General features: G+C 67.2%; 10 protein-coding genes. 2 read left to right on the top strand and 8 right to left on the bottom strand.

Annotated features, from left to right (window positions below; genetic code table 11):
* Positions 1 to 177 precede the first annotated feature (177 nt).
* Positions 178 to 1,827 (top strand): glycoside hydrolase family 43 protein, encoded by a 1,650-nt coding sequence (locus ACCQ04_RS06240; protein WP_226427126.1) that lies wholly within the window; start codon positions 178 to 180, stop codon positions 1,825 to 1,827.
* A gap of 231 nt (positions 1,828 to 2,058) precedes the next feature.
* On the opposite strand, the gene ACCQ04_RS06235 is transcribed toward ACCQ04_RS06240, so the two are convergent.
* From ACCQ04_RS06235 to ACCQ04_RS06210, 6 genes are read right to left on the bottom strand one after another with little or no spacing between them, the layout of a single operon-like run.
* A complete protein-coding gene (locus ACCQ04_RS06235; protein ID WP_104568783.1) occupies positions 2,059 to 4,017 on the bottom strand; it encodes a response regulator in 1,959 nt (652 codons plus the stop codon).
* Positions 4,007 to 4,882 (bottom strand): sensor histidine kinase, encoded by an 876-nt coding sequence (locus tag ACCQ04_RS06230; protein WP_226426664.1) that lies wholly within the window; start codon positions 4,880 to 4,882, stop codon positions 4,007 to 4,009. Before ACCQ04_RS06230 ends, ACCQ04_RS06235 begins: the two co-directional genes overlap by 11 nt.
* A complete protein-coding gene (locus tag ACCQ04_RS06225; RefSeq protein ID WP_226426665.1) occupies positions 4,879 to 5,889 on the bottom strand; it encodes an ATP-binding protein in 1,011 nt (336 codons plus the stop codon). Before ACCQ04_RS06225 ends, ACCQ04_RS06230 begins: the two co-directional genes overlap by 4 nt.
* Complete coding sequence (locus ACCQ04_RS06220) at positions 5,880 to 6,275, bottom strand: ATP-binding protein (protein ID WP_016901512.1); 396 nt, start codon at positions 6,273 to 6,275, stop codon at positions 5,880 to 5,882. The genes ACCQ04_RS06225 and ACCQ04_RS06220 overlap by 10 nt, the downstream gene beginning before the upstream one ends.
* Positions 6,272 to 6,634 (bottom strand): STAS domain-containing protein, encoded by a 363-nt coding sequence (locus ACCQ04_RS06215; protein WP_104552896.1) that lies wholly within the window; start codon positions 6,632 to 6,634, stop codon positions 6,272 to 6,274. The genes ACCQ04_RS06220 and ACCQ04_RS06215 overlap by 4 nt, the downstream gene beginning before the upstream one ends.
* Position 6,635: 1 nt before the next feature.
* Positions 6,636 to 7,478, bottom strand: coding sequence for an STAS domain-containing protein (locus ACCQ04_RS06210; RefSeq protein WP_046342035.1), 843 nt, complete (start codon positions 7,476 to 7,478; stop codon positions 6,636 to 6,638).
* Between the two features lie 544 nt (positions 7,479 to 8,022).
* Between ACCQ04_RS06210 and ACCQ04_RS06205 the strand changes: the two genes are divergently transcribed.
* Positions 8,023 to 9,123, top strand: a complete 1,101-nt coding sequence (locus ACCQ04_RS06205; RefSeq protein ID WP_226426666.1) for an NADH:flavin oxidoreductase/NADH oxidase — start codon at positions 8,023 to 8,025, stop codon at positions 9,121 to 9,123.
* 987 nt (positions 9,124 to 10,110) lie between these two features.
* On the opposite strand, the gene ACCQ04_RS06200 is transcribed toward ACCQ04_RS06205, so the two are convergent.
* Together ACCQ04_RS06200 and ACCQ04_RS06195 are read right to left on the bottom strand one after the other, a co-directional pair.
* Complete coding sequence (locus tag ACCQ04_RS06200) at positions 10,111 to 12,435, bottom strand: tetratricopeptide repeat protein (RefSeq protein ID WP_226426667.1); 2,325 nt, start codon at positions 12,433 to 12,435, stop codon at positions 10,111 to 10,113.
* Positions 12,436 to 12,459: 24 nt separating this feature from the next.
* A complete protein-coding gene (locus ACCQ04_RS06195; protein ID WP_024940066.1) occupies positions 12,460 to 14,328 on the bottom strand; it encodes an ATP-binding protein in 1,869 nt (622 codons plus the stop codon).
* Between the last annotated feature and the right edge of the window lie 207 nt (positions 14,329 to 14,535).

Here is a 14,535-nt window from a genome sequence, read left to right as displayed (position 1 = left end):
AATGTTGCAGCTCTATGGCAAGCGTGGCGTTGCGCACATGGCCGCCGTTGCAGAGCCATGCCGCGGCGCGCGCCAGGCATTTCGAAACGGCATGCCTGCGCTGGCCGCGTGCTGTCATGCTGGCGCCATGCGAACGCGCTCAGCGGAGAGGAACAGAGCTTGAAACGACTTGGATGGATGGCGGGCGTACTGGCCGCAGTGAGTTGTCAGCTGGCGCAGGCCGGCAGCGCGGTGATCAGCCGGATCGACTACCAGGGCGATGACGGCGGCCCGATACCGACCGCGGCACAGTACCGCAACCCCGTCGTGGCCGGTTTCCATCCTGACCCGTCGGCGGTCCGCGTCGGCGACGACTTCTATCTGGTCAACTCCAGCTTCGGCTATTTCCCCGGCCTGCCGGTGTTCAAGAGCCGCGATCTGGTGCACTGGACGCAGATCGGCAACGCGATCGATCGCCCCGATCAGATCAAATACGGCAACGACGAACTCACCCGCGGCCTGTTCGCCGCCAGCATCAGCCACCACGACGGCACCTTCTACATCGCAAACACCTGTTTCTACTGCGATGGCGGCAATTTCCTGATCACCGCCAAGGACCCGGCCGGGCCCTGGTCGGACCCGATCTGGCTGGATGCCAAGGGCATCGACCCATCGCTGTTCTTCGACGACGACGGCAGCGCCTGGCTGGTCAACAACGATGTGCCGGCCGGCAAGCTGCGTTACGACGGGCACCGCGCGATCTGGCTGCAGCGGCTGGATCTGGCCAGCATGAAACTGGTCGGCACGCGCCAGGTACTGGTGGATGCGGGCTTCCAGCCGGCCAGCAACCCCGAGCATATCGAAGGCCCGCACCTGTTCCGTCGCGATGGCTATTACTACCTGACCGCAGCCGAGGGCGGCACCGGCGAGCAGCATGCACAGATGATCTACCGCAGCCGCCAGATCGCCGGGCCCTACCAGCCCTGGAGCGGCAATCCGGTGCTGACCCAGCGCGATCTGGACCCCAGCCGCAGCGCGCCGATCACCTCCGCAGGCCACGCGCAATTGGTCGAATTGCAGGACGGCTCCTGGTGGGCGGTATTCCTGGCCACCCGCCCGTATCAAGGCAACCACTACACCCTGGGTCGCGAAACCTTCCTGCTGCCGGTGCAATGGCGCGACGGCTGGCCGGTGATACTGCCGCACGGCACGGCAGTGCCTGCGGTCGCCACGCGCCCGCCGCTACCGGCAGGCACGCAGGACGCACCCACCAGCGGGCCGATGCAGTGGAGCGAGCATTTCCAGGACGCACGCGTGCCGATGCAATGGATGACCATCCATCCGCCAACGACGCCGTGGTATGTCACCGGCCCGCAGGGTCTGCGCATCACGCCCTCGAGCGTGGCGCTGGGCGATATCGGCCGCGGGCAGCCGGCGTATCTGGGCCACCGTCTGCAGCATCACCACGCCACGCTGGCGGCGACCGTCGATGGCAGCACGCTGGTAGCGGGCGAACAGGCGGGGCTGGCGATCGTCGCCAGGGAAACGCATTACCTGGCCTTACTGCTGGTGCGCGAGGATGCCGGCATGTCGGTGGTGCTGTCGCGCCGCGCCGGGACGCAGGAGCCAGGCAGTGGCACCGTGCTGGCGCGCGCGCCGCTGGCCGATGCAACCCAACCGGTCACGCTGCGCTTCGCCCTGGATGGCGCACGCGTGCATGTGGATTACGCAGTCGGCAGCGGCCAGTGGCAGACGCTGCTGGAACAGGGCGATGCCCGCATGCTCAGCACCGACAGCGCCGGCGGTTTCCTGGGTGCCACGTTCGGCCCGTACGCGTACGCGCAGTGAGCGCACGCACGCCAACGACACGCCGGTGCTGCCGGCGCACTGCACAGGCATCCACTGCAGCCAGGCGCGTGCAACACGGCGTGTCAGGCACAGGCGGCGCACACCTGAAACACACGCAGCTGGACGCTGGTTTGGACGCGCTCAACGCCTGAGGCGTCGCGGCACATCGCTATCGGTATCGTTGCGCGGCAGGCAGGCACCGACAGGCGGCGCCTACGCGTGTAAACCGCATCAGGCGCGAGCGGCGATCACGCTGCTATCGAGCATCTGCCCGACCATGTTGAGCAGATCGTTGAGGCTGAAAGGCTTGGGCAGCAGCGCCATGCCGTCGGCCAGGAACTCCTGGCGGGTGGCGGCGTTTTCGGCGTAGCCGGTGATGAACAGGATCGGCAGGCCCGGCCGCAGCGCGCGCGCCACGTCGGCCATGTCGCGCCCGTTCATGCCGGGCAGGCCGACGTCGGACACCACCAGATCGATCTCCACCCCGGCACGCAACTGATCCAGCGCGCCGTTGGCATCATCGGCTTCCACCACGTGGTAGCCGGCATCGCTGAGCACCTCGCTGACCATCATGCGCACCACATCGGTGTCGTCCACCAGCAAGATACGCTCGCTGCGTGTACGGGGCGAACTCGGTGCCGGTGCCGGCGGCACTGCGCTGGCAGTAAGCCCGCGCGGCAGCAGCAAGGCCACCGTGGTTCCGCGGCCCACGGTGCTGGTGATGCGTGCGGTGCCGCCGGACTGGCGCGCAAAGCCATAGGTCATCGACAAGCCCAGGCCGGTGCCCTCGCCGATCGGCTTGGTGGTGAAGAACGGCTCGAAGACCTGATTGAGGATGGCCGGCTCGATGCCGCTGCCGTTGTCGATTACGTTCAGCACCACGTAATCGCCATCGTCCAGTTCCGGATCGCCTTGCGCGGTGTAGGCCGCGCTCTGGATGCGGATGGTGCCCCGGCCCTTCAAGGCATCACGTGCGTTGATCACCAGGTTGAGCACCACGTTTTCGAGCTGGTTGGCATCGGCCACCGCCACCAGTGGCGTGTCGGCCAACTCCAGCTCCAGCACGATGTTCTCGCCGATCGAGCGGTGCAGCATGTCTTCCAGCGAACGCACGCGTGTGTTGATGTCGAAGGCCTGCGCATCCAGCGATTGCTTGCGCGCGAAGGCGAGCATGCGCTGGGTCAGTGCGGCGGCGCGATGCGCCGAGCCGGTGGCGATCTCGGCCAGCCGCGGCACCCGCTCGATGCGGTTGGACTCGACCGCCAGCTGGATCATGTCCAGGCCGGAAATGATGCTGGTCAGCAGATTGTTGAAGTCGTGCGCGATACCGCCGGTGAGCTTGCCCAGCGCCTCCATCTTCTGCGCCTGCAGCAACTGGATTTCGGTGCGCTGGCGCTCGGCGATCTGGTGGGCCAGCTCGGTGGTGGCGGTATCCAGCTCCTGGCGCTGCTCACGCTCGCGCAGGCGCTGTTCGGTGACGTCCTCGACCAGCAGCAGACCCAGATCCGGTTCGCGATACGGCGACACGCGCCACTCGGTTTCGCGCACCTTGCCCTCGCGCAGGATCGACAAGGCACCGCTCCAGCGCTCGCGTTGCGCCAGTGCGTTGGTCAGCGCCTGCACGGTGGCGGCCTGGTCCACGCCGGGTACGGCAAGCGCCTCGCCGGGCGTGACGGTACCGATCAGGCGCTGGAACGCCGCGTTGGCCTCATGCGTGTGCAAGCTCGCATCGACCACCGCAATCGGTGCACTGATGTGCTCGAAGATCTCGCGGAAGCGTGCCTCGCTGATGCGCAAGGCGTCTTCGGCCTGGCGCGCGCGCAGCAGGGTGCGCAGCGTGGCGACCAGCACGCTGGGGTCGACCGGGTGAATCAGGTAGGCGTCGGCACCGGCCTCCAGGCCGGTGATCATGTCGCCGGTGGCGATCGACGCGGCCGACACGTGCACCACCGGCAGCAACGCGGTGCGCGGCTCGGCGCGCAGCGTGCGCACGATGTCAAAGCCGCTCATGTCCGGCAGATTGACGTCCAGCACCACCGCAGAGAATGCCTGCTCGGCCAGTTTGGCCAGGCCGTCGGTGCCGGTGCCGGCTTCTTCGACCACGAACTGATGGTGTTCGAGCACGCGGCGCACCGAATAACGCGTCACCGCGTTATCGTCGACGACCAGAATGTGTGGCTTACTGCCCAAGTGCATCCTCCGCTGCCAGCGTGACCGGCAGCACCACGAAAAATTCCGAGCCCTGCCCGACCACGCTGTTGATCCCCACCGTGCCGCCCAGCAACTCGGCAAACCGCTTGCAGATCGACAGCCCCAGACCGGTGCCGGTGAGGCGTTTCTGCAACGGCGAATCCACCTGTACAAAATCCTCGAACAAGGCGTCGTGAAGCTCGGCCGGAATGCCGATGCCGGTGTCCTGCACGCCGAAGCGCACATGGGTCTCGCCTTCCAGCTGCGCGAATACGCGCACATGGCCTTGCGGGGTGAACTTGAGTGCGTTGGAAATGAAGTTGCGCAGGATCTGCGCCAGTTTCTTGTCGTCGGTATAGAGCATCGGCAGCACCGGCGGGTCTTCGAAAATCAAGGTGGTGCTGCCGGCATCGGTGAGCGGGCGGAACATGCCGCGCAAGGCCGCAAACAGGTCCATCAGGTCGAACCAGCCCGGCGAGATGGTGATGCGCCCGGCCTCGATCTTGGCCAGATCCAGCAGGTCGTCGACCATCTCGGTGAGCTCGCGCGCCGAGGCGCTGACAAAGCGCACCTGCTTGGACTGCTCGGCAGTCAGCGGCCCGTCCATGCCGTCTTCCAGCAGCCGCGTGATGCTCAGGATCGAGCTGAGCGGGGTGCGGAACTCATGGCTCATGTACGACAGGAAGCGGCTCTTGAGCTCGGACACATCGCGCAGCTGTTCGGCCTGCTGATCCAGCTCGGCATACAGCGCCAGCACGCCCTGGTTGGTCTCTTCCAGCTCTTCGCGCAGGGCCTGGTTCTGCCGCCGCAGCGCATCCAGTTCGGCCAGCGGATCGAGCGCCGGTGTCTCACCGGAAGCATTCATTGCAGGCCTCCCAGCCGCATGACAAATACGCCGCAATCGTCGCGGCCACGCGTGTAATCGCGCAACAGCACCGCCGCAATCAGGCGCGGATGGCGCGACAGCAGGCCCGGGTGATCGCGCAGGTTCCAGCGCGATTGCAGGCCATCGCTGTGCATGACCAGCAGCTTGCCGGCGGCGTCCGGGAAATCGAACGGCTGCGCCTTGCGGAACTGCACCCCGACGATGCCCGGATGCGACGGCATGCCACGCACGCCGTCGCCATCGCACAGCGAGGCGACGATATTGCCCACCCCGGCAAAGCGCACCCGGCCGGTGCTGCTGTCGAACTGCATCACCGCGGCCGCGCCGCCGCGGGTAGCCGACATACCGGCATGCAGCTGCGCGATGCGCTCGCCGGGTTCGCCGCGGGCCGTGGCTGCAGCGCGCGCGCCGGCGTCGGCGGCTTCGGCGGCGCCCGGACCGTGGCCCAGGCCATCGATCACGGTGACAGTCGCCCGCTGCTCGCCGATCGCCAGATGCCAGGCATCGCCGCACACCGTTTCGTTGTGCAGCGGCAGGCGGATGGCGCCGTACGGCAGGTCCAGCTCGGCGCGTTGCTGCGCAAACAACCGTGCCATCACCACCGCACCCTTGGCATCGGAATACGCATCCAGCACCTGCGCCTGGCGCTGGATCGCACCCAGCCCGGTGCCCGGCGTCCCGGCCGTGGAATAGCCATCGCGCAGGCCGTCCACGAGTGCGAACCCGGGGCCGCCGTCGATGGCGCAGATCTCCACGCCCATGCCCTGGGCAGTGGCGACCGTGGACAACTGCAGCACGCCGCCACGTCCATGCTTGACCATATTGGTGGCAAGCTCGGTGGCCACCAGCGCCACGCGCCCGCAGGCGGCCTCATCGAAACCCAGCGCCTGAGCCAGCACCGCCGTCTCGCGGCGCGCCTGCCCGACCTGGCTGGTTTCGTCGACGCGAAACGCGCGCGTAACCTCGCCGGCGAGCATCACTTCCATTTGGTGATGGTGATCCGCGTGCCCTTGCCGGCTGCGGTGTCCAGCACGAAATCATCCACCAGCCGACGGCTGCCGGACAGGCCCAGCCCCAGCCCGCTGCCGGAGGTCCAGCCATCGGTGAGCGCCAGATCCAGGTCGGGAATGCCGGGGCCCTCGTCGCGGAAGGTCAGCTGCACGCCCTTGCGGATGCCGCTTTCCACCAGGGCCCAATCCATGTCGCCGCCGCCGCCGTAGATCACGGTGTTGCGGGCCAGCTCGCTGGCTGCGGTGACCAGCTTGGTCTGGTCGACCAGACGCAGGCCGCACTGCACCACCAGCTTGCGTACCGTCTGCCGGGCCAGCACCACATCCTGTTCGGTGCGCACCGGTTGCGAACCGGTGGTCATGAAGCGTGATCGGGTTGCTGCAACAGGCGCATGCCGCGTTCGACATTGAGCGCGGTGCGCACCGACGGCAGGGTCAGGCCCAGCTCGACCAGCGTGATCGCCACGGCCGGCTGCATGCCCACCACCACGGTCCTGGCATCCATGATCGCCGCCAAGCCGGAGATGGTGCTGATCATGCGGCCGATGAAGGAGTCGACGATGTCCAGTGCGGAAATGTCGATCAGCACGCCGCGCGCGGAGGTGGCGCTGATCTTTTCCGACAGGTCTTCCTGCAGCGTCATCGCCAGTTGGTCGTGCATGTCCACCTGGATGGTGACCAGCAGCAGGTCGCCCATCCGCAGGATCGGGATGCGCTCCATGTCAGCCCGCCTTGCCCACGGTCACGCCGATGCGCTTGAGCGCCAGCGCCAGCGCGTCGGACAGGTTGGCCTTGGTGACGATGCCCTGCAGGTCCAGGCCCAGGTGCACGATCGTCTGAGCGATCTGCGGGCGCACCCCGCTGATGATGGCGTCGGCGCCCATCAGGCGGATCGCAGTGACGGTCTTGAGCAGGTGCTGCGCGACCAGCGTGTCCACGGTGGGCACGCCGGTGATGTCGATGATGGCGATTTCCGAGCCGGTATCGACGATGCGCTGCAGCAGCGACTCCATCACCACCTGGGTGCGCTGCGAATCCAGCGTGCCGATCATCGGCAGTGCCAGCACGCCCTCCCACAGCTTGACCACCGGGGTGGACAGCTCCAGCATTTCTTCCTGCTGGCGCACGATGATGTCTTCGCGGGTCTTCTGGAACGCCTTGACGGTGTATAGGCCCAGACGGTCCAGCAGCTCGGACAGCGCCCACAGCTGCTGGCCCAGATCCTCCGGCGCATCGGCATACTCGCGCTGCATCAGCGCAAACAGTACCCGCTTGAGCGAGAAGATGAAGTTGGCGGTTTCTTGCGAATCGAAGCCACGGGTGGCGCGGTCGCGCGACAGGTTTTCCAGGAAACGACGCACCTCGCTCCAGTCGGCGCTATCCAGGCTGCTGCCGCCGTCCTTCAGGGAAGCGACCAGCAGATGCAAAAAGTCCGCGCTCTGGGTTTCGACGTCCTGCCGGGAAATACGTCCATCGCTGCCCAGGCTGGAGCTCAGCCATGCAGCCAACAACGCCGTTTCCTGGCCCCGAATCGCATCGATCGAGCGCTGCTGCAATGCCACCATGAGATCACCCGCCGAGAGTAGAAGAGAGAAGGCTGGGCATGCGGGACGATGGCGCCCCCTGACTGGCGCGGCGCCCCCACGCCGAAGCGCAGCAGAATAAAGCAATTCAGTTTCGGCAACCAGCAACGAACCTGTAGCGGTCAGAGGAAGGTCCAGACAGAGTTTGACATTGCGGCGCACGCGGTGAACGTGAGCGCGACCACGCCTGGAAAGATGCGATAACTGCCGTCCCGTTCCCTTGCCATAGGCGCGACGATTGCAGGCGCGACGGCCGCCGGTTGGCGTCCACCGCCGGCTCGGCCGTGCGTGCAGCCGCCGACCGCTACGCAACGGTGGTCATGGTTTTGCGGGCGGAGCGCGTCTGACGCCGCCCCATACCTGTCGGAAGCGCGCATCCCATGCCAGCGGACGCGCCCGCTGCGCCGGCTGGCCCGCTTGTCCACAACCGGCACCGCATGCAACGCGCTGTGCCACCGGCAGAGTGTCTGCGCGGCGGCCGGGCGTGTTCTGATCGCAGCCTGCTTTTCTCAGGTGGTCGCTCTCCATGTCATCGCTGTTCTCTCCCTATCAACTCAAGGACGTCACCCTGCGCAACCGCATCGCGGTGCCGCCCATGTGCCAGTACACCGCCGTCGACGGCCTCAGCAACACGTGGCATCAGGTGCACTACGCCAGCATGGCGCGCGGCGGTGCGGGCCTGGTCATCGTCGAGGCCACCGGCGTGTCGCCGGAAGGACGCATCACCCCCGGGTGCCTGGGCCTGTGGAACGACGCCCAGGCCGAGGGACTGGCGCGCATCGCGGCATCGATCAGCGCTGCCGGCGCGGTGCCGGGCATCCAGATCGGCCACGCCGGCCGCAAGGCCAGTGCCAACCTGCCGTGGGAAGGCGACGACCACATCCCCGACGGCGACCCGCGCGGCTGGGACACCATCTCGCCCTCGGCCATCGCCTTCGGCGGCGGCCTGCCCAAAGTGCCGCGTGAGATGACGCTGGACGACATCGCCCGCGTGCGCGGCGATTTTGTCGCTGCCGCACAGCGCGCGCGCGATGCCGGCTTCCAGTGGCTGGAGCTGCATTTCGCCCACGGCTATCTGGCGCAGAGCTTCTTCTCGGTACACGCCAATCAACGCCAGGATCACTACGGCGGCACGGCCGACAACCGCGCGCGCTTCCTGCTGGAAACGCTGCAGGCCGTGCGTGCGGTCTGGCCGGAACAGCTGCCGCTCACCGCGCGCTTTGGCGTGATCGAATTCGATGGCCGCGACGAAGAGACCCTGCAGGAAGCCATCGCACTGACGCGCAACTTCAGGCAAGGCGGCCTGGATCTGCTCAACGTCAGCATCGGCTTCAGCACCCCGACTGCGCAGATTCCGTGGGGACCGGCCTTGCTGGCGCCTTACGCCGAACGCGTCAGCCGCGAGGCGCAGCTGCCGGTTGCCTCGTCCTGGAACATCGACGATCCGCTGGAAGCCGACCGCGTCGTCGCCGCCGGACAGATGGAGCTGGTGATGGTCGGCCGCGCGCACCTGGCCAACCCGCACTGGCCGTATCACGCCGCACTGGCCCTGGGCGAAGAACGCCCGTCCTGGGTACTGCCGCCCTCGTACGCGCACTGGCTGGAGCGCTACGGCAAGCGCAGCTGATCGGACAGCTGCGATGCACTGCGAGATAGCCGTACAGGCGAATGCTCAGGTCTGCTGCGGGCGCTTACACCGGGTTTCCAGGGATGGATTCCCGGCGTGTCCCGACACTGCATGCGGCGCCGCGCCGCCGACCAGCTCCGCAGACCTGGCAATCTTGTGCAAGACCTCTGCCGGTTCCATGCGAATGCTGCGGTCTGCCGAGGGCGCTTGCACGCGTACCGGCGTGGGACACGCCGCAAGTACGTCCTTGTAGGCTCTGGCGCGGCATCCATGCCGCTCAAGGTCCCACGCCGGTACGCGCGCAAGCAACACCGGTTGTTGTCGGTTGCTGAAAGAAATGCGGAGGGCCTGTTGGGCCGTAGGTGCTTCGGCGTGTCGCCATCGCTGACGATGTGGCAGCGGATAGATGGCTTGCCGATTTGCATTGGCCACAGACTGCATAGGCAGCCGCACGTGCTTTGAAAGCATTGCTTGCCGATCAGCGGTGGCAATGTTGGGAGCGCGGTGTCGCGTCCGGGGGCGGGACCGTGTGGCGACATGGATGTCGCCACCGAGCCTCCAGGGACGGATTCACGGCGTGTCCCGACACTGGATGCGGCGCCGCGCCGCCGACCGACTCCGCACACCGATCAATCTTGCGCACGACATCCACCGGTTCTTCGCGAATGCCTCGGTCTGCCGAGGGAGCTTGCACGCGTACCAGCGTAGGACACGCCGCAAGTACGTCCGTGTAGGCTCTGGCGCGAGATCCATGCCGCGCAAGGTCCCACGCCGGCAACCGCGCAAGCACCACCGATTGCTATCGGTTGCGGAAAGAAATGCGAACAGCCAGATGGGCTGCACGTTCTTCCGAGCATCACCATTCCTGACGACAGGCCAGCAGTTGGCACGCAACCACGCATGCCAATCCCGAATGCCCAATCCCCAATCCCCAATCCCGGCGGCGGCCGCGTCAGCAGCTAATGCGCGACGAGCTTGATCGCCGCCCTACAGCCCGTAACGCTCCACTGCGTCCAGATGCGGGCGCGGGTCCTGGTCGCAGGCCTCGGCCAGGCGCAGCCAGCACATCGGGTGCGCCCACTGCGCGGTCGTGGCCAGCAGGACGCGATGCAGTTCCAGCGGTGCCGCCGCTTCCGGCAGCGCCACGGTGAACAGCACGCCCGGCAGACCCGTGCTCGCATCTTCCGGGTCGAACGCCTCCGCGTGTTCCGGATCGACCACGCGATAGTCGTCGCGGCTATGCAGCCACAGTTTCCAGCCACGCGCTTCGATGTCCTCGCGCAAGGCCTCGATCGCCTGCTCGCCGGGATGCACGCCATCCACCAGCCAGCTGCTGCCGTAACCGCCCGCCTCCAGCACATGCACCTGCGCATAGGTCGGCACGAAACGCTCGCGCTCGGCCTCGTCCTCCGGCGGCGGATACAGCAGTTCGGCATCGAACACCACCCAGTCGCCGACATGCTGGCGCCGGTGCGCCGGTGCATTTTCGACGATACGCGCGGTGACCGGGCCGGTGCGCCGCGCGTAGTACTCGGCTGCCTCGCCGTCATCCACGCAGCGCACGATCACCCAACCCCAGGTTTCTTCGACCACGCCACTGGTGCTGCTCAACTCCATGCCGAGCGCCAGCGCCGAGGCGCGCACTGCGTCCCACTGCTGCGCCGCGCTGGCCGCGGTCATGTGATCCCAATGCGCGGAGCGTGGTTCTTCCATCAACTCGGTCAGCTGTCGATACACCTCGGTGGCATCGGCGAAGCGGCCGGTATTGAGATACATGCGCCCCAGCAAGCCGCGCGCACCGTGCGAGCCGGGCGACAGTTCCAGCAACGCGGTGCAGGCCTGCTCCAGTGCCGGCCAATCGGCCAGCCGCTGGGCCAGCTGCGCCTCGCACCACAGCGCCGCCACCGGCACCAGCGGGCGATACAGCTGCGCCAGCCGGCGCAGGCCGGCCTCGTCGCCACGGCCCAGCAGCAGATTCATCAGCCGGAAGGTCGGGCTGGTTTCGCGATCGGCATGCCGCTGCACGAAGGCCCACAGCAGCGCGATCGCCTCGTCGTCGGCCGCACACGCGCTCAATGCCGACGCCGTGGTGTCCACCAACTCGGCATCGTCGGGTCGCTCGGCCACTGCCTGCAGCAACCACTGCGCTTCGCGCTCGGGGTTACGCGCCACGTCTTCGCCCTGCGCATCCAGCCATGCCAGCAACTGCTCGGCGGGGACCGGCGCCGGCTCGCCCGCCGGTGCGGTTTCGATGCGCACGGCCAGCCCGTCCAGCAGTTGCGTGGCGCCACGGTCCTGGCGCAACTTGGGCACGTGCGCACGCGCAAGCGCCAGATGGCGGCGCGCAGTCCACACCGCGCCACGCTGCAAGGCCAGCCCGATCGCCATCTCGGCCGCCTCGATCAGGATGCGATGCGCACCGACCTGCGCGTAATGATCGAGCATCACCTGCAGGCGGCTGCCCAGATCCCAGGTATTGCGCTCGGGTTGGCGCGATACCAGCACCACCACCGCACGCAACCAGTGCAGGCGATAGCGCGGCGCGACCTCGCGCCACGGCAGAAACGCTTCCAGCGCTTCGTCGTCGCGATTCAACATTGCCAAGGCGCGGGCTTTCTGCAAACGCCGCGGCTGACTGCAGTTAGCCCACTCCGCCCCCTCGCGCGCAGCCTCGCGTTCGCGCTGCTCGATCAGTGCCAGCGCGTCTTCCGCGCGGCCCAGCGAGAGCAGGATCGAAATGCGCATGTCCGGCACGCCGTCGTAGATCTGCCCGCCATGCGCAACAATGGTCTGCGACTGCTGCTCCAGATAACTCAGCGCCGCCTCGCCGCGTCCGTCGTCGAGCAAGGCATCGGCTTTTTCGCAGCTCAGGCACTGGTAGCACGACCAGCTCGGATCGATGCGGCCCAGCGTTTCCTCGCACACCTCGATGCGCTCTTCCACCCAGCCCGGACCGTCGATATTGGCGTAGCACGCGGCCAGATCCTGGGTCACGCACACCGACTGCGGGCACTCAACTGCATCAGGGCGGTGCGCGCGTTCGAACAGCGTCACCGCATCGCTCAGCGCACGCTCGCCCTCGCACAGGTTGCCGACCCGGTTGCGCATTTCCCAATGCCCGACGAACACCTCCAGCCACGGATTGGCCAGCGTCTTGCCCAGCGCACGCGCCTCGGGCAACAGCGCTTCGGCACGTTCGATCTGCAGGTCGCAGATATGGTCGGTCAGGCGCGTCAGCAGTTGCGCATTCTGCGGCTGCCCGGCTTCGCCCAGATCGTCCTGCAGCTTCTCCACCCAGTTCCAGATTTCCATCGTGTTGCTCCTTCGATGCGGCGCTCAGCGTGCCAGCAATTGGGTCACGGCCTCGGCAAGATCGCCGAAGGCCCGATTCAGATCCGATCCGCCCGATGCGTTGGCACCGGGCTGCGGCTGGGTGCGCCCCTGCGCCGACACGATCACCTTCAGTGAGCGCAGCAGCCGTGCCGCCACCGCCGCCTGCGGATTGCCGGCACGCTGCGCCGCCAGCAGCGCCTGCAACGCCGGGTTGTCGAGATTCAGGTAGAGCCGCTGGGTCTGCCGTGCTTCGATCCCCGCAGTGAACTGCCGGGCCAGCCGCAGCGCAGCGGTGGACACGCGCTTGTCGTTCTCGTCCTGCTCCAGGCGGCGTTTCAGTTCGGCCTCGCGGTCGGGCACCACCACCAACGGCAATGCCTCGGGGCTGAAACGCGCCGGCACCAGCGCTTCGCCATCGCCCAGATGCTGTTCCAGCCAGGCCAGTTCGTCGGCCGGCAGCGTGTCCAGCTGGAACAACTGCCGGTTGCCCTGCTCGGTGCCCAGCTCGACCAGGCGCACGCCCTTGGCCTGCGTCCAGCGGCGCAGGAACGGCACCACCGCATAGCGATTTCCGTAGGCTACCGGCACGCCCATCGCGCGGAACAGCATTTCTTCGAAACCGCTGTCGCTGTCCAGGATCACGTGCACCGCACCACGCGCCGGCAATTGCTGCGCCGGCAGGTCGCCCTGCGAGGTCGGCACCCGCACGTGTTCCATCAGCAACTCGAACAGACGCTCGTCGCACAGCGCCGCGCCCAGCAATGCCTCGTTGTGCCGCAGCAGGATGCGCCGCCAGGCCTCCGGCTGCTGACGCGCCACATCGGCCAGGCCCTGCACCAGCGCCTCGGACAGGGCATGCTGCACGGCCGCGTAGGTGGCATCGCGCTGCAGGTCTTCGCGGCTGGCGGTGGGCGTCAAGCGGTTGGATTCGATCACGCCCCCGATAAAGCCCGCCCACGGCGGCAGCAGTTCGCGCGCGTTGTCGTCCAGCAGCATGCCGCGCAGGAACACCGACAGATTGCGGTTGTCGCTGGTGCCGTAGGTGGCTCCGTCCTGCACCCACAGCAGGCCGACCGCATCGCTGCCCTCCTCCGCGCGCACCGGCATGCAGCACAAGGGTTCGAAGTTGCGCTCGAAACGTGCAGCAAACTCGCGTTGGCGCCGCCAGGCCTGCACCGGATGCAACGGCACCGCATCGTGCATGCGCCACGGCGGCGGCTCGGGGTTGATCGCCTGGGTATCGGAGCCGATCCAGATCGGCTCGCGCAGCAGCGCGCAATAGCGCGACAGGATCTCGCGCAGCCGTGCTTCCTGGGCCAACGACAGATAGTCCTGGTGCAGTTCCAGCACCACTTCCGTCCCGACCTGCGCACGCGCCGGGATCGGGCTCACCGTGTATTGCTCGGCATTGCTGGAGATATAGCAATGCCCCAGCGTCGGGCTCTGGTAGGAGGTGGTGCGCACGGTGACGCGGCGCGCCAGCACGAAGGCCGACAGAAAGCCCAGCCCGAACATGCCGATCAGGCCGCTGTCCTCATGCCCGCCCTGACGCAGGCCACGCGTATACCCCACGCCGACCGTGGCCAGGTAATCGTGGATCTCCTGCTGGGTCAGCCCGGCGCCGGTATCGATGATGCGCACGATGCCCTGGGCAGCGTCGGCATGCACTTCGATGCGCGATTCGCCTTGCCAGTCGGGTTGTTCCAGCCGGCGACGCAGGATCGAGTCGTGCGCGTTCTGCACCAGCTCGCGCAGCGCGACCACCGGCGTGGAATACAGATGCTTGCTGAGGACGGACATCAGTCCGTTGAGATCGACGCCTGCACGGCGGATCTGGGAGGCGTCCGTCGCCTCGGAGGTGTGATCTTGCATGATCGTTCGTCGTTTCCTTGGCGGCCACGCCCATCCTCGGACGCGCCTTCCTGGGTGGCAGTGCGAGCCGAACAGGATAGCCGCAAGCCACGCCGTACGCACGTGCGCCGCACTCTCACGGCTTCCAATGGCTGGCCGGCCGTTCGGTCGCCACTGCAGCATGCGCTTCGGAAACGACACGCCACGGCCTGCATCGACGCCCGGCCG

This window comes from Xanthomonas sp. NCPPB 2866 (genome assembly GCF_041475745.2).
Lineage (GTDB): Bacteria > Pseudomonadota > Gammaproteobacteria > Xanthomonadales > Xanthomonadaceae > Xanthomonas > Xanthomonas arboricola.
Note: the sequence above shows the minus strand (reverse complement) of the source record. Positions and strands in the feature narration are given on the sequence as shown.